This is a genomic window from Streptomyces sp. XY431, from assembly GCF_001279805.1.
Lineage (GTDB): Bacteria > Actinomycetota > Actinomycetes > Streptomycetales > Streptomycetaceae > Kitasatospora > Kitasatospora purpeofusca.
Window position 1 is genome coordinate 118328 of the sequence record NZ_LGDO01000116.1, and the last position, 24663, is coordinate 142990.

Consider the following 24663-nt stretch of genomic DNA (forward strand, 5'->3'; position numbering starts at 1 on the left):
CTCGCCGTCAAAGACCTGTGCCGGAGCGCGGATCGGCGGCCGACCGGGCGAAGTGCGTGCGGTAGGCGCGCGGGGTCATGCCGATCCGCCGTAGCAGGTGGCCGCGCAGCGAATCGGCGGTGACGAAGCCGGTCCTGGCGGCGACCCGGTCCACCGCCAGATCGGTGGACTCCAGCAACTCGCGCGCCTGTTCCAGGCGTTGGGTGAGCAGCCAGTGCAGCGGCGTGGTGCCCGTCTCGGCCCGGAAGCGGCGGTTGAGGGTGCGCACGCTCACCCCCGCGTGCGCGGCCAGGTCGGCCAGGGTGAGCGGCTCGGCCAGCCGGGCCAGCGCCCAGGCCCGGGTGGCGGCGAGCGAACTGCCGTCCGCGCCGGCGACCGGGGCCGGCAGGATCTGCGCCCGGCCGCCCTCGCGGACCTCCGAGAGCGCCGCCAGCCGGGCCACCGCGTTGGCCGTCGCCGCGCCGTGGTCGGTCCGCACCATGTGCAGGCACAGGTCGATGCCGGCGGTCAGCCCGGCCGAGGTGAGCACCGGGCCGTCGTCGACGAACAGCGCCTGCGGGAGCACCCGCACCTTGGGGAAGCGGTGCTCCAGGGCGCCCGCCTGCACCCAGTAGGTGGTGGCGCTGTGCCCGTCCAGCAGCCCGGCCTGGGCCAGTACGAAGGCACCGGTGCAGATCGAGGCCATCCGCGCGCCCCGGTCCGCCGCCGCGCGCAGGGCGGTGAGGATCCGTTCGTCGGCGTCGGCGCGGGAGGCGGACCCGGTGACGAGGACGGTGTCGGCCTCGGCGATCTCCTCCAGGCCGTGCGGGACGACCACCTGGAGGCTGCCGGTGGTGGTCACCGGGCCCGGTTCGGCGGTGCAGATCCGCACCCGGTACACCGGGTCGCCGTCCAGTTCGGCGGAGCCGAAGACGAGGTCGGGAATGGTGAGGTCGAAGGCGGTCACCGGGGGCACCGCGACCACCGCGATCCGATGGACGCCGGTCGGCCTGTTGGCGGCCGGTCGGTTGGCGGCGGGGCGGGAGTCGGCAGGTCGGTTGGCGGCCGGTCGGGAGTCGGCAGGTCGGTTGGCGGCCGGTCGGGAGTCGGTCGCAGGCCCGGTCGGGGCCGGTCGGGTGGTGGGGGGCATGGCCAGAACCTCCGGAACCTTGGCAGCCCGGGCCCTGCCGTGCGGCCGGGTCCCGAAGGAGAGTTGATCACGGCGCCGACGCTCGGGCGCCACCCACCCCAACGGCAGCCCAGGAGCCTCCCATGTCCTTCCACGTCGTCACCGGCGCCGGCCCGACCGGCACCGCCACCGCCCTGCTCCTCGCCGGCTCCGGCGAACAGGTCCGGCTGGTCACCCGGCGCGGCACCGGCCCCGAGCACCCCGGCATCGAGCGGATCGCCGCCGACGCCGCCGACGCCGACGCCCTCACCGCGCTGGCCGAGGGCGCGCTGTCACTGGTCAACTGCGCCGCCCCGCCCTACCACCGCTGGCTCACCGAGTTCCCGCCGCTCGCCGCCGGGCTGCTGACCGCCGCCGAACGGACCGGCGCGGGCTACGTGATGCTCGGCAACCTGTACGGCTACGGGCCGGTCGACGGCCCGCTCACCGAGGACCTGCCCGCCGCCCCGACCAGCCGCAAGGGCACGCTGCGGGCGGCCCTGTGGGCGGAGGCGCTCGCCGCGCACCGGGCGGGCCGGGCACGCGTCACGGAGGTCAGGGCCAGCGACTTCCTCGGCCGGGGCGCGACCTCGTTGTTCGGCTTCACGGTGGTACCCGCCGTGCTGGCCGGCGAGCCGGTCGGCTACCCCGCCGACCTGGACGCGCCGCACAGCTGGAGCCACCTCGGCGATGTGGCCGCCACCCTGGTCGCCGCCGCCCGCAACGAGGCGTCCTGGGGCCGGGCCTGGCACGTGCCCAGCACCAGCGAGGCCTCGGCCCGCGAGGTGGCCCGGCGGCTGGCGGCGGCGGCCGGGGCGCCGGAGCCCGCGCTCACCGCCGTCGCGCCGGCCGATCTGGTCCGGTCGGGGGACGAAATCCTCGCCGAGGTGGAGGAGATGGCCTATCTGTACGACCGGCCGCTGCGGCTGGACTCGACGCGTACGGAGGAGGTGCTCGGGGTGACGGCGACGCCGTTCGAGGCGGTGGTCGAGGAGATCGTCCGCGGCGCGCGGTCGTAGTGCGGTCGTAGCGGGGGCGGGGCGGCGCCCGGTGTGAGCTTCGCCATGATCGAAATGCTCCGGGTTGTGGTGGCTTGACCGGGTGCGGGCGGGCTGGTCTGCTGGTGCGCCGTCAGCCGCCCACCCATCCGGGGAGTCCACCGTGCCCGCCCGTCGCCCCACCCTGTCGGCCGCCGCCGTGTTCCTGATATCCACCCTGGTGCTGAGCGGTTGCTCCGGCGCCGGGACGCGCAGCGAGGACGCCGCGCCCGCCGGGGCGGGCGCCGTCGGCCCGGGCACCAGTCCGCTGGACAACCCGGACGGCACCAAGCCCGGCCTGGCGCCGCTGACTTCGCCCGAGGAGCAGAAGGCGGGCCGGGAGCTGATCGCCAGGGTCGCCACCGCCGCGACCGGCCCCAAGGACGGCTACGACCGCAACGAGTTCGGCCCCGCCTGGACCGACAGCGTGGACGGTGTGCCGGGCGGCCGCAACAACTGCGACACCCGCAACGACCTGCTGGCCCGCGACGGTTCGGCGGTCGAGCGCAAGGACGGCTCGAAGTGCGTGGTCACCGCGATGACCATCCTCGACCCGTACACCGGGAAGACCGTGCGCTGGAGCAAGCAGCAGGCGTCGAAGATCCAGATAGACCATGTGATGCCGCTGTCCTACGACTGGCAGATGGGCGCGAGCGGGTGGGACAAGGCCAAGCGGGTCCGGATCGCCAACGACCCGCTGAACCTCGTCCCCGCCGACGGCTCGCAGAACGCCTCCAAGGGCGACTCCGGCCCGTCCGCCTGGCTGCCCGCGGACCCGCGGATACGGTGCGCGTACGCGGTCCGCTTCGCGCAGGTGTCGCTGAAGTACCAGCTGCCGGTGACGGAGGCGGACAAGAGGGCGATGCTGCAGCAGTGCGGCGGCTGACACCCCGCCCGGATGATCTATGCCATGGGGTTCGAGGGCAGGAAGGCGAGTGCCTCTTGGAGGTTGTGCTCCACGATGCCCATCATGAAGTCGCGGTCGGGGAAGTCGCCGTCGAGGAGCCGCAGTGGCCCGGCGACGAGGGACAGGCGCATCGCCAGCGTGTAGAACGTCAGGCGCTGTTCGTCGAGGTCATTGCGGTCCAGCCACCGGTAGTGGTCGCCGAAACGCAGTCGTAGGAACGCGTGCTCCCACTCGATGTCGAAGAACATCAGCCCTTCGATGTCGATGAGGACCGGCTGCCCGTCCCGGTCCACGAGCACGTGGTCCGGTCCGAGTTCTCCGTGGATGAGCCCGTGCTGCGAGCGTGGGCGCACGGTGGCGGCCAGTGCGCGAACCACGTGCTCCAGGTGGTCGCGGGAGCGTGTGATCCGCGGGTCGCGTGAAGCAGCTTCGGCCAGGTCGTCGAGCGCACGGTCGAGGACGACCTGCTCGCAGGAGCTGCCCTCGGAGGTGCCGCCCTTGTCGATCAGGGCGACTTTGCCGAAGCGGGGGCCCTGGTGCCGCTGCATCGCACCGAGCGCCTCAGCGAGTCGCGCCATCGTCGTTTCCAGGCTGCGCGGGTCTTGGCGGAGCAGTGTTTCCAGGTTCTCGCCCGGTACGTCCTCGACCACCGCGATGTCTGCCGGGTAGTGGCTCCGGCTTCGGTCGGCCAGGAGGATGCGGGGTGAGCGGATGTCCAGCGTGTCCAGGTGCCGGTGCGCGGCTTCGAAGAGCTCGATGCCGGAGGCGGGCGAGAACGGGTCCGCATGGTTGTCGGCCTGGTCGGCCCGCGTGGTGGGCCAGTAGTTCTCGGTGTCGTCCCAGATGTAGACGATGGCGGTCGAGTCATTGTCGAGGGTGAGGCGATACACGCCCTTCTTGCTTCCGCCTCGGAGCCGCGAGACACCCGTAACGCGGTGCTCGGTGCCCAGAGCCGCACGGGCGACGCCTGCCAGCCGATCCCGTGTGGCAACTCTGCGTACCGCGTCCACGGCCCGCCTCCCCATGTCTCGACTGCGTGGGCCCCCTCGGAGCAGGACATTGCCGCTCGGCATGCCACCGCAGAAGCGAATGATCCTGGGCGACGGCTGCGCGCAGAGGAGGAGGGAGTCCAAGGTCAGTGTGTGAAGACAGAGTTGGACTCCCTCGGGACCGCACTCTACGTGAAGGCGGACGACCTGCTGACGGGGTTGCCGCAGCTTGCCCCGCGGCGGCCGGCGGTCGGGACAGCACCGCAGCTCGGCGACGCCGAACCGGTGACGCTGTCGATGACGCAGGCCGTGCTCGGCTGCACCTCCCGGGCCCGGTGGCTCCGGCACGCCCGGGCCCACCTGATCATCCAGGGGGTGGGGCGCCGTCGATGGTGTGACGGTCGGGTGATATTCGTGTGCGGTGGACTCGATGACGACCCGGCTCTCGCGACGTGCCCTGCCCGCCGTCGCCGCGGCGGTGCTGCTGGCGGCCTGTACCGGCGGGGGCGGCTCCACCGGTGCGGGCGCCTCCGGGGCGGAGAGTGTCGCGGCGGCCGAGGCCGCGCAGTCGGCCCCGGACCCGGCGCTCCGCTCGTTCTACGGCCAGAAGCTCGCCTGGGCGGCCTGCAAGGGCGCGCCGAGGACCGAGGGTGTCGACCCGGCGTCGGTGCGGTGCGCGACCCTCAAGGTGCCGCTGGACTACGCCGATCCGTCCGGCGCCACCCTCGACGTGGCGGTGGCCCGGGTCGGCGCCGCCGAGCCCGCGCAGCGGGCCGGGTCGCTCCTGGTCAACCCGGGCGGGCCGGGCAACAGCGGTGTCGACGCCGTCCTCGGCGGCCAGCGCGACTACGACGGTCCGCTGCGCGACCACTACGACATCGTCGGCTTCGACCCCCGGGCCACCGGCCGCAGTGCCCCGGTCAACTGCCTGGACGACCGGGCCCGGGACAGCTGGCTCACCACCGACACCCCCGGGCCGGAGCACGGCAAGCTGCTCGCGGACGCCTGCCGGGCCAAGTACGGCACGCTGCTGGAGCACGTCGGCACCCGCGACACCGCGCGCGACATGGACGTGCTGCGCGCGGCGCTCGGCGACCCCAGGCTCAACTACCTGGGCCTGTCCTACGGGACCTACCTCGGCAGCGTCTACGCCGAGGAGTTCCCGGACCGGGTCGGCCGACTGGTGCTGGACGGCGCGATCGACCCGGCCAAACCGATCGCCGAGACCAACATCGAGCAGTACGCGGGCTTCGACCGCTCGCTGCGCGCCTTCGCCGCCCACTGCGCCCAGCAGTCGCAGTGCCCGTTCGGCAAGGACCCGGACAAGGCGGCCGGGCGGGCCGCCGACTTCCTCGACGGGCTGAAGCGGAAGCCGCTCACCACCACCGGCGGCCGGGTCCTCACCTCCGCCGCCGCCTGGGCGGGCGTGATGGACGCCCTCTACGGCGACGAGGGCGGCTGGGACGGCCTGGCCGCCGCCATCGGCCGGGCCATGAACCAGGGCGACGGCGACTATCTGCTCGCCTACGCCGACTCCTACAACAAGCGTGGCGGGGACGGCCGTTACGGCGCCGCTGCCGACGCCTACACGGCGATCTACTGCGCCGACGGGGCCACCGACGTCCCGACCGGGGACGCGCTGCGGGACGCCTACGCCCGGATGGCCGCCAGGGCCCCGCTGATCAGCCGTCACGAACCGGCGGCGACGCTGTTCGACCCGGACTGCCGGAGCTGGCCGTTCCGTTCGCCGGAGAAGGCGCACCCGATCGCCTCGAAGGCCACCACGCCGATCGTGGTGGTCGGCTCCACCGGCGACGCGGCTACCTCGTACGCCAACGCCCAGCAGCTCGTCGCGCAGCTGGGCAACGCCGTGCTGCTCACCCGCGAGGGCGAGGGGCACACCGGCTACGGGCACAGCGCCTGCGTCCGGGCGGCGGTGGGCGCCTACCTGGTCGACGGCACGGTGCCGGCCGCCGGGACGCGCTGCGCGAGCGACCGGGGGTAGCGGTCCGAGGGGTAGCGGTCCAGGGGTAACGGTCCGGGGGTAACGGTCCGGCGGGGCGCACCATGGTGAACACACCAGTGGGACGCCCCGCCGTCGGGAGCTGCCGGAGCTGCCGGAGCTGCCGGGTCAGGAGGTGGGCGGCTGGGTCAGGTCGTAGAAGGTCGACCCGCCGACCGTGCGAGCCGTGTAGTGGCTCGCCACCCACTCCTCGATCCGGGCGGTCTGGGACTGCGAGGACTCGCCACCGGGCCCGTTCGCGCCGTTCACCCCGGCCGTCTCCCCGCCGCCGAAGCCGCGCGAGCCGCCGCCGATGAACCAGTGCACCTTTCCCTCCCGCACGTACTGCCGGAAGGCGTCCAGGCTGAGCGACGGGTCGCTGCTGTTGAAGCCGCCGAGGGCCATCACCGGTACGCCGGAGGCGAGCTGGTAGCTGGCGGCGTTCTGCGAACCGGAGGTCGCGGCGGCCCAGCGGTAGCGGTCGGCGTCCTGCGCCAGCAGGGCGGCCGCCTCGTCGCTCACCTGGGCGCCGTTCAGCAGCCCGTTCATCCCGCCGGGGCCGCCGATGACGAGGTACGGGCCCGGGCCCTGGGTGCTGCCGTTGCCGTTCGGGACCCCGCCGGTGCCCCGGCCGCCGTCCTGCTGCGGGGAGCCGGGGACGGGTTGGCCGCCACCCTGGCCGCCGCCCTGCTGGGGCGTCACCATCCGGCCGTCGAGCCACAGGGCCGGTCCGCCGCCCGCACCGCGCCCCCGCATGCCGCCGGGGCCGAAGCCGCCCGCCACCGAGGGCCCGGCCAGCACGATCGAGCCCTGGTGCGGGGTGCCGACCGTCTCCAGCGCGTACGCCGCCGGACCGCCCAGTGCCGCCGCCGCGCCCACCAGGCCCGCCACGGCGGTCGCCCGCCCGGCGATCCGCCGCGCCCCGCCGCGCCCGTCGGCCGGAGTATCGGCCCCGGCTCCGGCGCCCGCGCCGGTCGCCGGGGTGCCGCCCGCGAGCCGGGCCCCCAGCGGGCCGGCCACCAGCAGTGCCACCGCCGCGAGCAGCCCGCCGGCCAGCACCGCCGGACGCAGCCACGGCTGGAAGTCGGGGCTCCGCCCGAGCAGCACGTACGCCCACACCGCCGTCACGGCGAGCGTCGCGGCCAGCACCGCCGCGTACGGCAGCCGGTGCCGGGCCCGCCACAGCCCGTCCACGCCCATGCCGACCAGTGCGGCGACCGCCGGGGCCAGCGCCACCGTGTAGTACTGGTGGAAGATCCCGGACATGAAGCTGAAGGTCAGCGCGGTGCACAGGAGCCAGCCGCCCCAGACCAGGAAGGCCGCGCGCGCGGTGTCCGTCCGGGCGTGCCGCCGGGTCGCCCACAGGCCGAGCAGCAGCAGGATCAGCGCGGCGGGCAGCAGCCAGGCGATCTGCCCGCCGATGTCGCCGTCGAACAGCCGGGTGATGCCGGTCTCGCCCCAGCCGCCACCGCCGCGCGTCCCGCCGGGCATTCCACCGGGCGCACCGGCGGGCGCACCGCCGGGGCCGTTGCCGAAGACCGTCTCGACCCCGGCCGGGAGCCGGCTGCGGCCACCGCCGCCGACGCTGCCGGTCTCGTTGCCGTTGAGCCGCCCCAGGCCGTTGTAGCCGAAGGTGAGGGAGAGGAAGCTGTTGTCCTGCGAGCCGCCGATGTACGGGCGCGCCGACGCCGGCACCAGTTCGACGACCGCGACCCACCAGCCGCCCGCGACCAGTATCGCCAGTCCGCCGGCCAGCAGCTGCCGGACCCGCCGCCACAGCCCGGTCGGCGCCACCACCAGGTAGACCAGCACGAAGGCGGGCAGCACCAGGAACGCCTGCAGGGTCTTGGTGAGGAAGGCCAGACCGAGCATCACCCCGGTGAACACCAGCCACCGGGTGCCCGCGGCCTCGATCGCCCGCACCAGCCCGTAGGCGGCCAGGGTGAGCAGCAGGACCAGCAGCGCGTCCGGGTTGTTGAAGCGGAACATCAGCGCCGCCACCGGCGTCAGCGCGAAGGCGAGGCCGGCCAGCAGTCCGGCGAGCGGCGAGAAGCGCCGGCGCACCGTCGCGTACAGGGTGGCGACCGTGCCGACGGCCATCAGCGCCTGCGGGGCCAGTACCGACCAGGAGGAGAGCCCGAAGACCCGGGCCGAGAGCGCCATCGGCCACAGGGCCAGCGGGGGCTTGTCGACGGTGATGAAGTTCCCGGCGTCCGAGGAGCCGTAGAAGAAGGCCTTCCAGTTCTGGCTGCCCGCCTGGGCGGCGGCGGAGTAGAAGGAGTTGGCCCAGCCGGAGGCGGACAGGCCCCAGAGGTAGAGGACGGCGGTGGCCGCCAGCAGGGCGAGCAGCGAGGGCCGGGTCCAGCGCGGGTCCTCCGGGCGTCCCCGCCAGGTCCGGCCGGGCAGGGTGCGCAGCCGTCCGGCCCAGGAGGCCGGGCCCTTGGGGCCGGTGGGCGGCAGCGGGAACTCCGGGAACAGCGGCGGCTGGGCGGGCCGCCCGGGTGCCGCCCCCTCCGGCGCGGGGCCGGGCGGCAGCAGCGGGGGCGGGAAGTCCCCGGCCTCCGGCCAGGGCTCGCCGGCCGGCGGGGTGAGGCTGGTCGTGGTCATGGGCGCTACGCTCGGGCGCCCGGCTGAGAGAACGGTGAGACCCGGGTATGAGCCGTCTGTGATCCTCGCCGCCCCTGGTGGGAGGGCTGGTGCCGTTGCGCCGACCGGGGTGCTGTTGCGTCGGTCGGGGTGCCGCTACGTCGGCAGGGGCGCTGTTACGCAGCCTGCGGCATCGTCAGGTGCTTGCCGAGCCACTCCAGCGCGGGCGGGATCTCCCTGGTCCAGGTGTGGAAGTTGTGGCCGCCGGTGTCGAGGGTGATGGTGGACAGCTTGGTCGGCGCCTTGAACGCGCCGACCATGGCCTGGGTGCCCTCGTAGTTGTTCTCGTCGTAGCTGGTGGCGAGCAGCAGCGCGACCGGCTCGGCGGGCTTGTTCCGCAGCCGCCAGACCAGGTCGTTCTCCTGCTTCAGCCGGTCGTTGCCCGCGAACAGGTCGCCGGTGGTCTCGTCGATCGGCGCGGTGTAGTAGCCGGAGAGCGAGATCGCGGACCGGTACGCGTCCGGCTTGCGCAGCGCGAACTTGAGGGCGCAGTAGCCGCCGGTGGAGTTGCCGATCACCGCGCGGTTGGCCGGGTCGGTGCCGATCCGGTAGCCGGCGGACAGCGCCTTGGGCAGGTCGCTGGTGAAGAAGGTCTCGACCTGCGGCCCGCCGGGGACGTCCATGCACTCGGTGTCGCGGTTGCCGACCAGGGTCGGGCGCATCAGCACCAGGACGGTCGGCGGCAGCTTCTTCTCCTCGATGGCGGTGAGGGCGGAGGCCGGGTACTGCATCAGCGTGATGAGCTTCTCCGCCGAGCCCGGGTACCCGGCCAGTACCAGGGCCATCGGGAACTTGCTCTGCGCGTACTCGGGCTGGAAGTACTGCGGCGGGAGGTAGACGAAGGCGTCGCTGCTCAGTCCGCTCTGCGGGCCGCGGACCGAGACCTCCTGGATCACCCCGGAGCGGTCGCGGGCCGAGCCCTGCGCCGAGTACATGTTCTTCTCCCCGGTGACGGAGAGGGTGGCGGCCGCGTTCGGCTGGTGGTCGACGACGGTGCCGGGCTTGCCGTTGGTGCCGAGCAGGTCGCTCCAGGAGCTGTAGAAGCCGAAGTAGCCGTTGGCGATCAGCCCCATCGCGACCAGCACCGCGAGCTGGGTGGCGAGGAAGGCGCCGACCCGTCCCGTCCAGGCCTTCCACCCGTGTCCGCCGAACCTCGGCCAGAGCCACATCGTGGCGGCGAAGACGCCGACCGCGAGCACGGCGGCGATGATCTGGAGCGGGAGTCCCGTGAGGCTGAGCACCCGTCGATCGTAGTTGACCCGCCCTGCCCCTCCGCGCGCCCCTTTATGCGCCCCATATACGCTTCGACGCGCTGCAAGTGCGCCCTGTTGACCGTCTCTTGTCGGGTCGGGATCATGTCGGCGGGGACGAGCAGACTGCACGGAGTGTGCATGAGAGAGCACCGAGAGAACATCCGGGGGAACGCCATGAGGTCCTTCATCAAGGTCGGCACGGCGGCCGGCGCAGCGATGCTGCTGGCTGCCTGCTCCGGGGCCAGCGACGGCGGATCGGGCGGCGGCGGCAGTTCGGCGGCGTCGAGCCCGTCGGACGGCTTCAGCGCGCTGCCCGCGCCGACCTACACGCCGACACCCACGCCGACACCCACGCCGACGCCGTACGGGCCGGTCCTGGCCGGCTACGTCGACCCGGTCAGCACCGCGCTCGGCAAGATCAACCCCGCCTCCGACCTGACCGGCTTCATGGCCGGCCTCCAGGAGGCGGCCGGCGCCGCCAACTCCGCCAGCAGCGGTCTCGGGCTGAGCGCCACCCCGCCCGGGGTCGGCACCACCAAGCGCCAACTGGTGACGGCGCTCTCGCAGCTCGCCACCGACCTGAGCAAGATCCGTACCGACATCAAGGCGAAGACCTACTGCACCACCGGCTCCGCCTTCGCCCAGGTCGGCCTCTCGGAGGGTCTCAAGGCCATCCCCGGCGCCCTCGCCGAGATGACCGCGGCCGGCTACACCACCAACTTCACCGTCCCGCAGACCCCGCAGCAGCAGACCCGGGCGCTCGACAACGGCGCCTTCGTCACCAAGGGCAAGCTGCGCGGCGAGGGCGAGCTGAACATCGACAACGCGGAGGGCAGCACCGACTCCGTCGTCACGCTCTCCAAGACCGGCAAGGCCGTCCACTCGCTGTACGTCGGCAAGGGGAAGAAGGCCTCGATCAAGGGCATCGAGGACGGCACCTACGACGTGTTCTTCTCCGACGGCATCGACTGGGACCCGACGCTGAAGATGTTCACCCAGGACTGCAGCTACACCAAGTTCGACGAGACACTGGCCTTCGAGACCGGCAAGACCTATTCGATCTGGTCGATCACGCTGACCGCGAAGGTCGGCGGCAACGCGAAGACCAGCGACGTGGACGAGCAGAACTTCCCGCAGCCGTAACGCCCGGCGGCCTGGGCCCGCGCGCCCAGGACCCGCGCGCCCAGGACACGCCCGCCCAGGACCCGGCGCCGGGTCCTGGGCGGGCCCGACGGGTGACGTTCGCGCGGGTCGAGGGCCGTCGGGCCGGGCGCGCGGGAACGCCCTGCCGATACTGCGGGCATGAGACCCTCCCGCAGGAGCGCCCTGCTGCGCCTCGCCACCGTCACCGCCGTCTCCGCGCTCGTCGCCCTCGCTGTCCCGGCCACCACCGCCGGCGGCGCCACCGGAGCACGCGTCACCGGGGACGGCGCCGGCCCCGAGCACCGCCGGCCCTGCGTCGGCACCCCGGCGCCCACCGGGGGCCCGGCGCTCGACGTGCTGAAGGTCGCCGAGGCGGCCAAGGAGGAACTGGGCCTCAAGTCGGTGATCGTGAAGGTCACCGCCGACGGCCGCGAACTCCTCACCACCGCGCTCGGCGAGTCGATGACCGGCGTCCCGGCCCGGCCCGACATGCACTTCCGCAACGGCAACATCGCGATCAGCTACCTGGGGACGGCCCTGCTGCGCCTGGTCGACGAGGGTGTCGTCGGCCTCGACGAGCCCGTGGCGCGCTGGCTGCCCGACCTCCCGCGCGGCGACCGGACCACCCTGCGGATGCTCGGCGCCTCGACCAGCGGCCTGGTCGACTACGTCACCACCCCCGGCTTCGGCGAGACCGTCTACGCCGACCCGTTCCGGCAGTGGACGCCCGAGGAGCTGGTGGACATCTCGACCCGTCAGGACCCCTGGTACCGGCCGGGCACCAGCTGGAGCTACTCGCACGCCAACTTCGTGCTGCTCGGGGCCGCGCTGGAGAAGATCACCGGGACGAGGCTGGACCACCTGCTCCAGCAGAAGGTGCTGGGCCCGCTCGGCCTGCACGAGACAATGAACAGCTTCACGCCCGACATCCCGACACCGGTCCTGCACGCCTTCACCGCCGACCGGGGCCGGTACGAGGAGTCCACCTTCTGGAACCCCTCCTGGACCACCGCCCCCGGTGCGGTGCAGACCACCGACATCTGCGACCTGGCGAGCTCGGCCGCCGGCGTCGGCTCGGGCGAACTGCTCTCCCCGGCCGGCTACCGCGAACTGCTGAACCCGGGGACGGTGGGCCTCGGCGGGGCGACCGGGAAGTGCCCGGACACGGTCTGCATCCCGCAGACCGAGGCCACCCACTACGGCATGGGCGTGCTGGTGCTGAACGACTGGATCTCCCAGCACCCGCTGTTCTTCGGCTACTCGGCCTCCCAGGACTACCTTCCGTGCGAGCACCTGGCGATCGCCGTCTCCACCACCGACGGGCCGTCCGCGCCCGGCGGGCACAGCGCCCACACCATCGCCCAGCGCATCGCCGCCGTGCTGGCCCCGGAGCACCCGATCCCCGACTTCGGCTGAGCGGCGTCCCCGGGCGACCCGTCCCCGGTGGGTCGCCCGTGGTCCACTCCCAGTCAATTGTCAGTGGCCCATGCCACACTCCCGTCATGGCCCCCGAACCGCTCGCCGCCCTCACCTTCGCCGCCTGGCGCCGGCTCGACCTCGCCGCCGCCACCCGGATCGCCGCCCAGGCCGCCGACAGCGCGGGCGGGCGGCTCGAGCGGGTCGGGACGGTCGAGCACCTGGGGGCCCCGCTGCACCGGGTGCTGGTCGAGCGGGGCGGGCGGATGTTCGCACTGATACCGGGCGGGCGGGTCACCGTCGGCTTCGACGTGGCGGCCTGGCGGCCGTCCGCCGAACTCCTCGCCGGCTACCAGGAGGAGAGCGTCGACCAGGGCTTCGGCGACGAGGACCCGCACGCCCACCTGGCCCGGGTGCTCAGCCCGCGCCGGACGGTCACCGTGCCGACCCTGCTCATGGCCGTCGAGGACGAGCCGATCGAGGAGGCGCCCGCCGACATGCCGGCCGTCCTCGCCCGCGAGGGCCTCCGGCTGCCGACGTCCGACGAGTGGGAGCACGCCTGCGGCGCCGGCGCGCACACCCTGTTCCGCTGGGGCGACGAGTGCCCGCTCGACCGCGTCCCGTACGGCGACGACACCGGCCCGCACGCCGGGCCGAACGCCTTCGGCCTGCTCATCGCGCACGACACCTACCGCTCCGAGATCACCGCCGAGCCCGGCCGGATCCACGGCGGCGACGGCGGCGAGTCCGTCTGCGGCGGCTACGGCACCTTCCTGTCCTGGCTCCCGCTCGCCACGGCCAACCGCCACCCCGACCTCGCGGCCCTCGTCTACGGCGAGGAGGGCGAGGACCTCGTCGACTGCCTCTCCACCCGACCGGTCCTCGACCTGCGCTGACGGCCTCTCATCCGTTGAGCCGTCCGTCTTCTCCCTGTCGTGGGTGGCCGGTTGGTGGTGACTCGGGTGGATTCGCGGGTGTGACTTCTGCCCGATCGGTTGACCGATTGAGGTGACCATGGCACTTTCGTGCGGCGCGGGCGTCCGCAACCGGTCGTACGCTCCGCATCCCCCACAAGGAGAGCCATGCTCAAGAGACTTGCCGCCGCGTCCGCCGCGAGCGCTGTCATCGCCGGGGTCCTCACCTCCGTGGCAGTCGCCCCCGCGCAGGCGGTACAGGCCGGTGACCTGGCGTCCACCATCGCGCTGAGCAACTGCTCGGCCTCGCTGGTGCGTTACCCCTCGTCGGTCGACACCGACCGGGCCCTGATGCTCACCAACGGCCACTGCCTGCCGACCATGCCCGCCGCCGGCCAGGTCATCCAGAACCAGACCGCCAGTCGCAGCGGCACCCTGCTCAACGCCTCCGGCGGCTCGCTCGGCACCGTGCAGGCCGACAAGGTGCTGTACGCGACGATGACCGGCACGGATGTCGCGCTGTACCAGCTCACCGACACCTTCGGGTCGATCACCTCGAAGTTCGGCGCCACCGCGCTGACCATCAACGACACCCACCCGGTCGACGGTTCGGCGATGTACATACCGTCGTCCTACTGGAAGCAGACCTGGAACTGCTCCGTCAACGGCTTCACCGACCTGCGCGAGGACGCCTGGAGCTGGCGCGACTCGATCCGTTACAGCTCCGGCTGCAACACCACGCACGGCACCTCCGGTTCGCCGATCGTCGACGCCGCCACGCGCAAGGTCGTCGGCATCAACAACACCGGCAACGACGACGGCCAGATGTGCACCCTCAACAACCCGTGCGAGGTCGCCGCCGACGGCACCACCACGGTGCACCAGGGGCAGAGTTACGGCCAGCAGACCTACTGGTTCACCACCTGCCTGGGCAACGGCCGGGTCATCGACCTCAACGTCAGCGGCTGCCTGCTGACGAAGCCCGCGGGCAGCGGCTCCGTCTCGGTCGCCAACCCGGGCGACCAGTCGACGGCGGTGGGCGGTTCGGCGAACCTCAAGATCACGGCGAGCGGCGGTTCGACCCCGTACACCTACTCGGCGACGGGTCTGCCGGCCGGTCTGTCGATCAACGCCTCCACCGGTGTCATCAGCGGCACCGCGAGCACGGCGGGCACCTACAACGTCACCGTGACGGCGAAGGACGCGGCGGCCAAGTCCGGTAGCACCAGCTTCACCTGGGTGGTCTCCGGTGGCGGTGGCGGCACGTGCACCCCGGCGCAGCTGCTCGGCAACGCGGGCTTCGAGACGGGCACGGCCGCGCCGTGGACCGCCTCCAGCGGTGTCGTCGACAAGTCGGCCTCGCAGGCCCCGCACGGCGGCACCTGGAAGGCGTGGCTGAACGGCTACGGCTCCGCCCACACCGACAGCCTCTCGCAGACCGTGACCGTGCCGTCGGGCTGCAAGGCGACCCTGAGCTTCTACCTGCACATCGACACCGGTGAGTCCGGCACCACGGCGTACGACAAGCTGACGGTCCAGGCCAACGGCACCACGCTGAAGACCTACTCCAACGCCGACGCGGCCGCGGGCTACCAGCTGCGCAGCCTCGACCTGTCCGCCTACGCGGGTCAGTCGGTGACGGTCAAGTTCACCGGCACCGAGGACTCCTCGCTGCAGACCAGCTTCGTGATCGACGACACCTCGGTCGCGACCAGCTGACGTTCGGTCAGTGCGCTGACGGCGCGGCCCCTCGGAGCGCACTCCGAGGGGCCGCGCCGCGGGCGGCGGCCGGTCAGTGCTTCTGCTCCACCCCTCCTCACGTCCGGGGCGGGCAGAGGGCGGTGTCCAGGGCGGCGAGCACGGCGTTGGCGGCCGCGTCGGTGGTGGGGGACTCGTTGATGGCGATCGTTGCCTGCCGGCCGCCGGGGGCCGTCGCCGTGACGGTGTGGTGGCCGGCCCGGGTGGAGCCGGTGTGGCCGGTCCAGACGCCGCCGCAGGAGAGGGGTTCGGTGATCAGGCCGAGCCCGTAACGGCCCTCGCTGCCGAGGCGTTCGGGGTCGCCCGGCACGGTGGTGCGCATCTCGGCGAGTTGTGCGGCGGGGAGGAGACGGCCGCCGAGCAGCGCGGCGAGGAAACGGTTGACGTCGGAGGGTGTGGAGATCAGCGCACCGCCCGCGCCTCCGGCCGAGGTGTTCCAGCGGGTGCCGTCGACCCGGACCGGCCCGCCGTCGCGCTCGGCCGTGAAGTAGCTGTGCGAGTGGCGGCCGCGAATGTCCTCCGCCATGCCCGGCCAGTAGGTGTCGCGCAGGCGCAGCGGGTCGATGACGCGCCGGGTGACCTCGTCCTCGATCGACCGCCCGGTGACCTGCTCGACGACGAGGCCCGCGAGGACGTAGTTGGTGGTCGAGTAGTGCCAGCCGGGCGCGGGGTGCGGCAGGCGAAGCGCCGCTTCGACGAGTTCCCGCGGCTCGAACCGATGGTGGCGCAGCCAGTCCACGTCCGCGTCGGCGAACGCGTCGGCGTGGTCCGGCAATCCACCGGTCTGCTGGAGGAGTTGGCGGACGGTGATGACGCGCCCGTCATAGCCGCCGCCCTGGACCAGGCCGGGTAGGTGGTCCGCCACGGTGGAGTCGAGCGAGAGCCGCCCCTCGGCGGCGAGTTGGAGGACGACGGTGGCTGTGAACGTCTTGGTGACACTGCCGATGCGGAACCGGTCCCCGGCACTCGCCGGCCGCCCGGTCCGCACCTCGGCCACCCCTCTGGCCCCGGCCCACGTGCCGCAGGCGGGGTCGACGACCTCGACGACGGCGCCGGCCAACCGGTGCTCGCCGGTCAACCCGTCCAACGCGCCCTGCAGCGCCTGATGGTTGCCGCAGCGGGGGTGCGCCGAAGCGGCGGAGGCGGAGGCGGCGGTCGGCAGGGTGGCGCCGACGACGAGGGCGAGGGCGAGGGTCGCGGGTAAGGCAAGTTTCTTCATGCGGCCCAAGCTACGTGCGTGTACACCCGTTCGGCGGTCGGGCCACCCCCCGTCTCGGCCGGGGGACAACCCCCTTGCGAGGGAGAGTGGTTGTGCGGGCGGGCGGTGGACGATCGGGGGGTGGCTGCTGTCGGTACCCTGCTGGGGCAACGCGTTTGTGCTCCGCCTCCGAGAGTCCCAAATGACCGAATCCGAAGAAGTCGCAGGCTTCCACCCCGACGCCCCGTAGACCCACAGGTCACGAACTCTGCTCCCCGCGCTCGCGGGGATGGTCCCTCGCCGAACAGCTCCGTGAACTGGTCCTTCTTCCTGCTCCCCGCGCTCGCGGGGATGGTCCCTCTCCTACCAGCGCCCGCAGATGTGATCGGTACTGCTCCCCGCGCACGCGGGGATTGCCCCCACACAATGGGGGATCGTCCTCCAGCGCTGTGTCATGTGCTGCTCCGGTGGGTGGGGTTGGGGCTGGGGGTGTTGGTGGTGGGGGGCGTCGGTATGATCCGTCGCATGCTGGTGGTGGGGGGCATGTCAACGTGGAGGGTCTAGGGCTGTACGGTCCCGCGCAGGTCGGGCCGTTCAGGGTGCTGGCGGTGCTCGGGCAGGGCGGGATGGGCCGGGTGCTGCTGGGCGTCGCGCCGGACGGGCGGGCGGCTGCGGTGAAGCAGGTGCACGCCGAGTTCGCCGGGGACGACGGGTTCCGGGTGCGCTTCCGGCGTGAGGTGGAGGCTTCGCGGCGGGTTTCGGGCGCGTACACGGCGGCGGTGATCGCCGCCGATCCGGAGGCCGGGACGCCCTGGCTGGCCTCGCAGTTCGTGCTGGGGCCGGCGTTGAACGAGGCGTTGCGGGTGGTCGGGGCGTTGCCGGAGGACTCGGCGCGCCGGTTGGCGGCCGGGCTGGCGCAGGCGCTGATCGACGTGCACGGCGCCGGGTTGATCCACCGTGACCTCAAACCCTCCAACGTGCTGCTCGCCGAGGACGGCGTGCGGGTGATCGACTTCGGGATCGCCCGGGCGGCCGAGGGGCAGGACACCAAGCTGACCCGTACCGGCGCGATGATCGGCTCGCCCGGCTACATGTCGCCCGAGCAGGTGGAGGGTCGTGAACTGACGCCCGCCAGTGACGTGTTCTCGCTCGGTGCGACGCTCGCGGTGGCCTGCGCCGGTCGTCCGGCCTTCGTCGGGGAGTCGCTGCCGCGGATCCTGTTCGCCGTCCTGCACGCCGAGCCGGAGCTGAGCGGGGTGCCGGCGGGCCTGCGGCCGTTGGTCGCGGCGTGCCTGGCGAAGGATCCGGCGGCCCGGCCGACCCCGCAGGCGGTGCTCGCGGCGCTGGGGAGGATCGAGCCGGCGGCGCGGCCGTGGCCCGAGGCGGTGCACGGCCTGCTCGCGGTGCAGCGGGCGGAGGTCGCCCGGTTGATGGGGGGCGGTGTGCCGCCCGTGTTCCCACCTGCCGCACCCACACAGACCGCGTCCGCGCCGCAGTCCACACCCACACCCGCGCCCGCGCCCGTTCGCCGCCGCCGGCGCGGCACGCGGATCGCGCTGGCGGTGGGTGCGACGGTGCTGGCGCTCGCCGGGGTCGCGGGCGGGCTGGTCGCCGCCGGGGTGGTGGACCTGGAGGACGTGTTCCCGGAGGCGGTGCCCACGCCCGGGAACGTCCCGCTCGCGCAGGTCAAGGACAAGTACGCGCCGGCGGTGCCGACCTGCGCGGACGCCCGCAGGGTGACGGCGCCACCGGAGTTCTCGTCACCGTGGGGCAATCCCGGGACCTGGGAGGCCACGGACACGTACGGGAAGTACCCGGAGAAGTCCTGCCAGTGGAACTCCCGCAGCGGAGACGAGATCAGCATCGTCTGGGACGTCCACCCGAGCGTCCCCGGCGGCGTGAGCGGCGCCGAGCGGGCGAAGGCGCACTACGAGGGCCTCTACATCGGCGGTCATACGCGGGTGGCGGACCCTGGGTACGCGGAGGAGGCGTTCTGGCTTCCGGCGAAGTATCTGAGCGACAGCAACTGCGTGCTCTACGTCCGGGACGTCAATCTGTACGTGTTCCTCGCGGTGAAGGGTGCCGCTTACCCGAAGGGGCAGTGCGAGGAGACGACCAAGGCGCTCGCCGCGTCGGCGGTGGAGTTGGCGCAGTACGTGACGGTGAACGGCGCGTCCCCGGACATGTCCGCCACGACGCCGGCGTTCAAGTGACCGGCCCCTCGGGCGCTTCGGGTGCCTCGGGAGCCTCGATGCGGCCGCGCCGGGAGTCCGATCCGGCCGAGGTCGGCCCGTACCGGATCCTGGCCGAGCTCGGCCGCGGCGGGATGGGCCGGGTGCTGCTGGGTGCGGGCCCGGACGGGCGGCTGGTGGCGGTCAAGCAGGTGCATGAACGGTTCGCCGCCGATGACGCGTTCCGGGCCAGGTTCCGGCGCGAGGTCGCCGCTTCCCGCCGGGTGTCCGGCGCCTACACGGCGGCCGTGATGGACGCGGACGTGGAGGCCGTGACGCCCTGGCTGGCCTCGGTGTTCGTGGTCGGCCCGTCGCTGGCGGACGCGGTGGAGTCCGGCGGGCCGCTGCCCTCGGACGCCGTGCACGGGCTGGCGGTCGGCCTGGCGACGGCCCTGGTGGAGATCCACCGGGCGGGGCTCATCCACCGCGACCTCAAGCCGGGCAACGTCCTGCTCGCCGAGGACGGCGTGCGGGTGATCGACTTCGGGATCGCCCGGGCGGTCGAGGAGGACGCCGAACTCACCCACACCGGCGGGGTGATCGGTTCGCCCGCGTTCATGTCCCCCGAGCAGGCGGAGGGACGGGCCCTGACCCCGGCGAGCGACGTGTTCTCGCTCGCCTCCCTGCTGGCGCTGGCCCTGAGCGGACGCAGCCCGTTCGAGGGGGCGTCCGCCCTGCGGACCCTCTACAACGTCGTGCACAGCGAGCCGGACCTCGGCGGCGTCGCACCGGAAACGCGGCCGTTCCTGGAAGCCTGCCTGGTCAAGGACCCGGCTGCCCGGCCGACCCCGGCCCGGTTGCTCGAACTCCTCGGCCCGGTCGCCCCGGCCGCCCGGCGGTGGCCGGCCGCGGTGCACACGATGATCATGGCGCAGCAGGCGGAGGTCGACCGGTTGCTGGCCGATCCGGGCCGCACCCTGGTGCTGCGCGCGGAAGCGCCCGTCCCCGAAGCCGCTGCCGTCCAGGCCGACCCGACCGTGCTGCGCACCGTCCTGGACGGTTCGGCCACCGGTTCCGGTTCTGGTTCCGGCGGCGCCGTCGACGCGGACGACGCTACGCCAGCACTGGCACCGGCACCGCCCCGGCGGCGCCGTCGGCCCACCGCCCTGGCGGCCGCCGTCGTGCTCGCGCTGGCCTGTCTCGGCGGCGGCGGGTACCTGCTGCTGCGCGACCCGGACGGCGGGGGAGCAGGTACCGGCCCGGCCGTCGCGGACAAGTACCTGAAGGCGCCGATCTGTTCGGAGGCGGCCCCCCAACTGCCGCTGCCCACCGAGCAGCGGCGCACGGAGGACGACCGCTACTTCGAACAGACCACCAACGCCGAGACCCAGTGCGCCTGGTACGGCTCGTACCTGGCGGCCGACGGCCTCCGCTACCGGGACGACACCGCGGCCGCCACCGTGACCTGGAAGATCCGGCGCAGCTCCGGCAGCGACAACGGCACCCGGGTGCAGCGGAAGGACTTCTCCGACTTCGCCGAGGGCAAACGGAACGCCCCCGGCATCGGCGTGGGGGACGACGCGTTCTGGGACGCGCCCGGCCGGGGCGAGAGCTGCTCCCTCGCCGTCCGGGACGGCAACGTCTGGCTCTGGGTGGGCCTGGGCGGGTCGGAGCACCCGGCGGAGCGCTGCGAGGCGCAGGCGGCCGAGGTCGCGCGCGCGGCGCTGGCGGCGATGCCGCACTGAGTGCCCGCGCAGTCGTGTCTTGGTGTTCAGGCGTCCTGGGGCTGGCGGGCGGCCGGGACCGTCGAGTCGGTGGCCCAGGTGGTGAGGAGGTGCAGGGCGGCCTCGGTCGGGTCGTTCGGGACCGGGGTGAGGGTCACCAGGCGCTGGCGTTCCGGGCCGGAGAGGTCGAGGGTCTCGTAAGTGAAGGTGAGCGTGCCCACGGCCGGGTGGCGGAAGCTCTTGGTGCCGTGGGTGCGGACCTCGACGTCCGCGCGGGACCAGAGCCGGTGGAAGGTGTCGCTCTCCGCACGCAACCGGTCGATCAGCCGGGCGAGTTGCCGGTCCTCGGGGTGACGCCCGGCGGTGGCGCGGAGCTGGCCCACCGTGTCGGCGGCGAGCCGGTCCCACTCGACGTAGAACTCCCGGGCCTCCGGGGAGAGGAAGAGGAACACGGCCAGGTTCCAGCTCCCCGGCGCGGCGGACGCGCCGTGGACGAACAGCCGCTTGGCGACCGGGTTCAGGGCGAGCACGTCCAGGCGGTCGCTCAGCACCATCGCCGGGACCCGCACGTGCTCCAGCAGCCGCAACAGCTCCGGGCGGGCGGTCACCGGACGGTCCGACTCGGGCCCGCCGGCGGGACGGTCCTTCCGGCCGGGGCGGGCGAGGCGGTGCAGGTGCTCGCGCTCCACCCGGTCCAGGCGGAGGACCTCGGCGAGCGCGTCGAGGACTTCGTCGGACGGGTGCTTGGCCCGGCCCTGCTCCAGCCGCTGGTAGTACTCGACGCTGATCCCCGCCAGCTGCGCCAACTCCTCGCGCCGCAGACCCGGCACCCGCCGCCGTCCGCCGCCGCGCAGCCCGGCGCTCTGCGGGGTGATCAGCGCCCGGCGGGCCTGGAGGAACTCCCCGAAATCATGGTGATCGTCCATGCGGGCCAGTATGACCGGTGCTGAATGGCCGGTGCCGAGGGTGGCCCTGGCAGTACCCGTATCAGTGGGGCCTGGGCGGTCGGGCGTGGCCCCGACAGGCTGGGGCTTGTTCGAGGGAGCCACGGGCTCCCGCACCACCTCACCTGCTTAGGGACACCCCATGTGCCACCCCACCGACAGCCGCCCGCCCGCCGCCCCGTTCACCACCGGAACGGTCGCCGAGGAGGGCCGGCTGGAGATCACCGCGGCTGACGGCAACCGGTTCAACGCCTTCCGCGCGGCTCCCTCCGTCCCCAACGGCCGCAGCATCCTCCTCCTGCCGGACCGGCGCGGCCTGCACCCGTTCTACGAGGACCTCGCCCGGCGCTTCGCCGAGGCCGGGTTCCACGTCATGGCCTTCGACTTCTACGGCCGCTCGGCCGGCCTGACCCCCCGCGACGCCGCCTTCGACTGGGCCGTCCACATGCCGCTGCTGGAGCCCGCCCACGTCGAGGCCGACGCGGCGGCGGCGCTGACCAAGCTGCGCGAGTGGAGCGACGCCCCGGTCTTCGGTGTCGGCTTCTGCCTCGGCGGCTCCTACTCCTGGCGCCTGGCCGCCGCCGACCTCGGCCTGTCCGGCGCGGCGGGCTTCTACGGGGTGCCGCGCTTCTTCGGTGACCGGACGGAGCAGCTGACGGCACCGCTGCTGATGCTGCTGGCGGGCGAGGACGTGGTGACGACGCGGGAGGAGTTCGCGGAGTTCACGGCGGGCCTTGAGCGTGCGGGCAAGCAGTACGAGATGAAGGTCTACGAGGGCGCCCCGCACTCGTTCTTCGACGACAGCGACGAGGACTGGAGCGAGGCGTGCACGGACGCCTGGCACCGCCTGCTGGCCTTCACCGGCGTGCAGGCGCTCAGGCCGACGGCGTGAGGGAGGAGGGCCGGGCGGGGTAGTCTCAAGAAGTTGCGAAATCCGGCTCCCTCACCGCTTGAACGCGCAGGTCACGAACTCTGCTCCCCGTACACGCGGGGATGGCCCACCATCTCGGGTGCCGCGCCGCCGTGTGCGGCAGCTGCTCCCCGTACACGCGGGGATGGCCCCAGGGCCTCGGTCGGCAGGTACGGCTGCCCCTCCTGCTCCCCGCACCCGCAGGGATGGTCCCTCCTCGGCCAAATCGGAGAGCTTCCAGCCGGTGTGCTCCCCGCACACGTCTGGGGAGGGGCAGATTGTGGCTTGGACATCTGCGCAGGAAGTCGGATACGTCGACTTCCTGCGCAGGACGGTGGGGTACGGGGCTCCCGCTCCCGTGGTCCGGTTCGGGTTCGAGCCGTCCGGCGTAGGAGACGCGCGGGCTGTGGACCTGGACCGCCACCGCAGCACAGGCGTTGCACAAGTTCCAGGTCGGCTGCGGTGCCGACGGGATTCGAACCCGCGGACAGATAGGGACAGGCCCGCCCGTCTCCGTCAGTCGACGTGAGCGGGGCCTCGCCCACGTCGATCGCAATGGGCCGCTCTGCCACGGCACCGCAGCCTGCGGGAATGCGCGCGTTCCCGCTCCGGGACAAGGTAGCGGGACGGCGTTGGCGTAGCGATGCTTTATCCAGCAGCGGCATCGGTGTGGGCAGCGACAGCGGGGTGCGGACCGTTGTGCTGGGCCGGCCGCCGATCTTCTGACGATCGGCTGAAGGTTGTCCCGTAACTGCTCTTCGACAGCACGGGAGTGGCGCCGGCCGGGTTCCCTCACACGACAGCGGGCAGCAGTCCTCCTCCGGACTACGTGCGACCCTCCTGACCTGGGGAGATGAGAAGGGCCCCTGTTATTGTGCGCCAATGTCAACGATCAAACAGTTCCAAGTGACCTTCGACTGCGCGGAGCCGGTGAGCCTCGCCGCCTTCTGGTGCGAGGTACTGGGGTACGTCATGCCGACGGTCCCGGAGGGCTTCGCCACGTGGGAGGAGTGCTTCCGCTCGCTGCCGCCCGAGGATGCGGTCTACTTCGCATGCACTGATCCCTCGGGCGTGGCCCCGCGCCTGCTCTTCCAGCGAGTTCCCGAAGGCAAGGTCGTCAAGAACCGGGTGCATCTCGATGTGCGGGCCGGCGTCGGGCTCGTGGGTGACGAGCGCCTGGCCACACTTGAGGCCGAATGCGCACGGCTGACGGTGCTCGGCGCAAAGCACGTGCTGACGCAGCGCGCCGATGGCGTCAACGAGTCGTGCATCACGATGCAGGACATCGAGGGCAACGAGTTCTGCCTCGCCTGATTGCTCCTCCGGGACTCCAACGCCGTGCATCGCGTGGCCGGGCGAAGGCGTGCTCGACGCGGGAGGACGCGGCCGGTTCCGGGGCAGCCGCCGTCGGCGATCGTGATTGTCCGGCCGACGGCGGCCTTGGCTCCGGATTCCTCCCGTGCCCTGGGAATAGGAAGACTTTCAGCGTTCCGCCAGTACACCGGCGCCCGCTGCGGGATCGTTGGCCACGAGGCGCGGCGAACGGCCGCGAGGACCAGGCCGACGATGGAGGGCCGTCGATGGCTGAACGGGATACATGGACCACGGACGAGTTCGGGTCCTCGCACGAAGGCTCTATCGGCGTACTACTGCCCGACGGCACAGTCCCAGAGCCTGCCTTCTTTCCCCAGTTGTCCGGAGCAGGAGGGCAGACCACCTCGGAGTGGAGCGTCTACGACGGCCGCTTCGGCCTCACCCCCAAGGCGCACGCCCTGCGTGCCGTGTGTTCGTGCGGCTGGACCGGGACCGAGTACCCGCTCGACTGGGAGCAGATCGGCGAGCAGAACCTTCGGGTAGCCGCTGGAGATCTCGCGGAAGAATGCGAGATGGAATGGTGGGACGGACACACCAGCACAGTGGAGAAGTCGGCCATTGCCGTCCCGGAGGACATCACCGACCTGCTGCGCCTCGTCTCGGAGAAGATCGAGAAGCTGGCCCAGCAATCGCCTCTGGCGGCGGTGAGGGCCGCCCGGCTGCTGGAGGTGACCGCCGTCCGGGCCTCGTACTGGCCGGCCCACGACGTGCGGGCCAGGACGAGCCCCGAAGAGGCCGCCGCCGCACTCGGCCTCAACGAGGACGACACCCTGCACCTGCTCGCCCGATTCGGCGACTGGAGCCCGTACGGCTGAGGCTCCGGTTCTGCCGGGATCGGCTGTCCGGCAGGCGCGGTGCGGTGCGGTGCCCAACGGCTTCCGTTCAGGTGCCGAGTCGGTTTGAGGTCGGGTTCCTGACCGTTGGAGCTGGGTCGGCTCCGGGGTTGCGGGGGTGGATTGTGGCTTCCTGCGCGCACCGGTATTCGGGCCCTGCCGATTCGGCAGGGGCGGAGATTGGGAGCGATGTGAACCCCGGGCGGTGTGGCTTCGCCCGGGAGTGGCCTTCAGGGGTGGTACCGGCCTTTACGGCGTAAAGATCCGAAGGCGCACTGCTCCCCTCACGGGCGGGGG

18 protein-coding genes, 1 tRNA gene and 2 pseudogenes are annotated in these 24663 nt (G+C 72.8%); 13 read left to right on the plus strand and 8 right to left on the minus strand.

Translation table 11 applies throughout. From position 1 onward, the window contains the following. Window positions 1–7 precede the first annotated feature (7 nt). Window positions 8–1129 carry a helix-turn-helix domain-containing protein gene (locus ADK60_RS15025; RefSeq protein ID WP_079008373.1) on the minus strand — a complete coding sequence of 374 codons (1122 nt, stop codon included), beginning with the start codon at window positions 1127–1129 and terminating at the stop codon, window positions 8–10. Between the two features lie 122 nt (window positions 1130–1251). Between ADK60_RS15025 and ADK60_RS15030 the strand changes: the two genes are divergently transcribed. Beyond that, a complete protein-coding gene (locus ADK60_RS15030) occupies window positions 1252–2166 on the plus strand; it encodes an NAD-dependent epimerase/dehydratase family protein (RefSeq protein ID WP_053646359.1) in 915 nt (304 codons plus the stop codon). A 142-nt stretch (window positions 2167–2308) separates the two neighbouring features. Then, complete coding sequence (locus tag ADK60_RS15035) at window positions 2309–3070, plus strand: HNH endonuclease family protein (RefSeq protein WP_234371089.1); 762 nt, start codon at window positions 2309–2311, stop codon at window positions 3068–3070. A 17-nt stretch (window positions 3071–3087) separates the two neighbouring features. On the opposite strand, the gene ADK60_RS15040 is transcribed toward ADK60_RS15035, so the two are convergent. Next, window positions 3088–4116 carry a phosphotransferase family protein gene (locus ADK60_RS15040; RefSeq protein WP_053646361.1) on the minus strand — a complete coding sequence of 343 codons (1029 nt, stop codon included), beginning with the start codon at window positions 4114–4116 and terminating at the stop codon, window positions 3088–3090. 117 nt (window positions 4117–4233) lie between these two features. On the opposite strand from ADK60_RS15040, the pseudogene ADK60_RS46560 reads away from it, so the two are divergent. Further along, a pseudogene (locus tag ADK60_RS46560) lies at window positions 4234–4443 on the plus strand (IS982 family transposase); the annotation flags it as partial. A gap of 67 nt (window positions 4444–4510) precedes the next feature. Beyond that, window positions 4511–6085, plus strand: coding sequence for an alpha/beta hydrolase (locus ADK60_RS15045; protein ID WP_053646364.1), 1575 nt, complete (start codon window positions 4511–4513; stop codon window positions 6083–6085). Between the two features lie 126 nt (window positions 6086–6211). On the opposite strand, the gene ADK60_RS15050 is transcribed toward ADK60_RS15045, so the two are convergent. Together ADK60_RS15050 and ADK60_RS15055 are read right to left on the minus strand one after the other, a co-directional pair. Then, window positions 6212–8689, minus strand: coding sequence for an ArnT family glycosyltransferase (locus tag ADK60_RS15050; protein ID WP_053646366.1), 2478 nt, complete (start codon window positions 8687–8689; stop codon window positions 6212–6214). 155 nt (window positions 8690–8844) lie between these two features. After that, window positions 8845–9969 carry an alpha/beta hydrolase gene (locus tag ADK60_RS15055; protein ID WP_053646368.1) on the minus strand — a complete coding sequence of 375 codons (1125 nt, stop codon included), beginning with the start codon at window positions 9967–9969 and terminating at the stop codon, window positions 8845–8847. Between the two features lie 150 nt (window positions 9970–10119). On the opposite strand from ADK60_RS15055, the gene ADK60_RS15060 reads away from it, so the two are divergent. From ADK60_RS15060 to ADK60_RS48400, 4 genes are all read left to right on the plus strand, one after another. Next, entirely contained in the window at window positions 10120–11124 is a 1005-nt protein-coding gene (locus tag ADK60_RS15060) for a hypothetical protein (protein WP_159400447.1), read from the plus strand. 159 nt (window positions 11125–11283) lie between these two features. Then, window positions 11284–12540 (plus strand): serine hydrolase domain-containing protein, encoded by a 1257-nt coding sequence (locus ADK60_RS15065; protein ID WP_053646372.1) that lies wholly within the window; start codon window positions 11284–11286, stop codon window positions 12538–12540. Window positions 12541–12626: 86 nt separating this feature from the next. Continuing rightward, the gene (locus ADK60_RS15070) at window positions 12627–13436 is read left to right on the plus strand and encodes a hypothetical protein (protein WP_053646374.1); all 810 of its coding nucleotides are present in this window, start codon (window positions 12627–12629) and stop codon (window positions 13434–13436) included. Between the two features lie 186 nt (window positions 13437–13622). Then, complete coding sequence (locus ADK60_RS48400) at window positions 13623–15173, plus strand: putative Ig domain-containing protein (protein WP_053646376.1); 1551 nt, start codon at window positions 13623–13625, stop codon at window positions 15171–15173. Window positions 15174–15270: 97 nt separating this feature from the next. On the opposite strand, the gene ADK60_RS15080 is transcribed toward ADK60_RS48400, so the two are convergent. After that, on the minus strand, window positions 15271–16431 hold the full coding sequence (locus tag ADK60_RS15080) for a serine hydrolase domain-containing protein (RefSeq protein WP_053646378.1): 1161 nt from the start codon (window positions 16429–16431) through the stop codon (window positions 15271–15273). 530 nt (window positions 16432–16961) lie between these two features. On the opposite strand from ADK60_RS15080, the gene ADK60_RS15085 reads away from it, so the two are divergent. Together ADK60_RS15085 and ADK60_RS15090 are read left to right on the plus strand one after the other, a co-directional pair. Beyond that, the gene (locus ADK60_RS15085; protein ID WP_079008374.1) at window positions 16962–18623 is read left to right on the plus strand and encodes a serine/threonine-protein kinase; all 1662 of its coding nucleotides are present in this window, start codon (window positions 16962–16964) and stop codon (window positions 18621–18623) included. Between the two features lie 38 nt (window positions 18624–18661). Then, entirely contained in the window at window positions 18662–20326 is a 1665-nt protein-coding gene (locus tag ADK60_RS15090) for a serine/threonine-protein kinase (protein ID WP_053646382.1), read from the plus strand. A gap of 26 nt (window positions 20327–20352) precedes the next feature. Here the strand turns inward: ADK60_RS15090 and ADK60_RS15095 are convergent, their stop codons facing one another. Continuing rightward, window positions 20353–21231 (minus strand): helix-turn-helix transcriptional regulator, encoded by an 879-nt coding sequence (locus ADK60_RS15095; RefSeq protein WP_053646384.1) that lies wholly within the window; start codon window positions 21229–21231, stop codon window positions 20353–20355. Window positions 21232–21391: 160 nt separating this feature from the next. Here ADK60_RS15095 and ADK60_RS15100 point away from each other — a divergent pair, with 160 nt between their 5' ends. Continuing rightward, window positions 21392–22141, plus strand: coding sequence for a dienelactone hydrolase family protein (locus ADK60_RS15100; RefSeq protein WP_053646385.1), 750 nt, complete (start codon window positions 21392–21394; stop codon window positions 22139–22141). A gap of 478 nt (window positions 22142–22619) precedes the next feature. On the opposite strand, the gene ADK60_RS44810 is transcribed toward ADK60_RS15100, so the two are convergent. Next, window positions 22620–22737, minus strand: a tRNA-Arg gene (locus tag ADK60_RS44810). A 304-nt stretch (window positions 22738–23041) separates the two neighbouring features. Here ADK60_RS44810 and ADK60_RS15105 point away from each other — a divergent pair. Then, window positions 23042–23473, plus strand: coding sequence for a VOC family protein (locus tag ADK60_RS15105; protein WP_045942357.1), 432 nt, complete (start codon window positions 23042–23044; stop codon window positions 23471–23473). 53 nt (window positions 23474–23526) lie between these two features. Here ADK60_RS15105 and ADK60_RS43390 read toward each other — a convergent pair. Then, window positions 23527–23625, minus strand: a pseudogene (locus ADK60_RS43390) (IS5/IS1182 family transposase); the annotation flags it as partial. A gap of 225 nt (window positions 23626–23850) precedes the next feature. On the opposite strand from ADK60_RS43390, the gene ADK60_RS15110 reads away from it, so the two are divergent. After that, window positions 23851–24348 carry a hypothetical protein gene (locus ADK60_RS15110; protein ID WP_234371091.1) on the plus strand — a complete coding sequence of 166 codons (498 nt, stop codon included), beginning with the start codon at window positions 23851–23853 and terminating at the stop codon, window positions 24346–24348. Window positions 24349–24663 lie beyond the last annotated feature (315 nt).

Bases quoted from the DNA above. Each gene is read 5' to 3' on its own strand.
- ADK60_RS15025 (WP_079008373.1), bottom strand. From the start codon at position 1,129: ATGCCCCCCACCACCCGACCGGCCCCGACCGGGCCTGCGACCGACTCC.
- ADK60_RS15030 (WP_053646359.1), top strand. From the start codon at position 1,252: ATGTCCTTCCACGTCGTCACCGGCGCCGGCCCGACCGGCACCGCCACC.
- ADK60_RS15040 (WP_053646361.1), bottom strand. From the start codon at position 4,116: ATGGGGAGGCGGGCCGTGGACGCGGTACGCAGAGTTGCCACACGGGAT.
- ADK60_RS15045 (WP_053646364.1), top strand. From the start codon at position 4,511: ATGACGACCCGGCTCTCGCGACGTGCCCTGCCCGCCGTCGCCGCGGCG.
- ADK60_RS15050 (WP_053646366.1), bottom strand. From the start codon at position 8,689: ATGACCACGACCAGCCTCACCCCGCCGGCCGGCGAGCCCTGGCCGGAG.
- ADK60_RS15060 (WP_159400447.1), top strand. From the start codon at position 10,120: ATGAGAGAGCACCGAGAGAACATCCGGGGGAACGCCATGAGGTCCTTC.
- ADK60_RS15065 (WP_053646372.1), top strand. From the start codon at position 11,284: ATGAGACCCTCCCGCAGGAGCGCCCTGCTGCGCCTCGCCACCGTCACC.
- ADK60_RS15070 (WP_053646374.1), top strand. From the start codon at position 12,627: ATGGCCCCCGAACCGCTCGCCGCCCTCACCTTCGCCGCCTGGCGCCGG.
- ADK60_RS48400 (WP_053646376.1), top strand. From the start codon at position 13,623: ATGCTCAAGAGACTTGCCGCCGCGTCCGCCGCGAGCGCTGTCATCGCC.
- ADK60_RS15080 (WP_053646378.1), bottom strand. From the start codon at position 16,431: ATGAAGAAACTTGCCTTACCCGCGACCCTCGCCCTCGCCCTCGTCGTC.
- ADK60_RS15090 (WP_053646382.1), top strand. From the start codon at position 18,662: ATGCGGCCGCGCCGGGAGTCCGATCCGGCCGAGGTCGGCCCGTACCGG.
- ADK60_RS15095 (WP_053646384.1), bottom strand. From the start codon at position 21,231: ATGGACGATCACCATGATTTCGGGGAGTTCCTCCAGGCCCGCCGGGCG.
- ADK60_RS15100 (WP_053646385.1), top strand. From the start codon at position 21,392: ATGTGCCACCCCACCGACAGCCGCCCGCCCGCCGCCCCGTTCACCACC.
- ADK60_RS15105 (WP_045942357.1), top strand. From the start codon at position 23,042: ATGTCAACGATCAAACAGTTCCAAGTGACCTTCGACTGCGCGGAGCCG.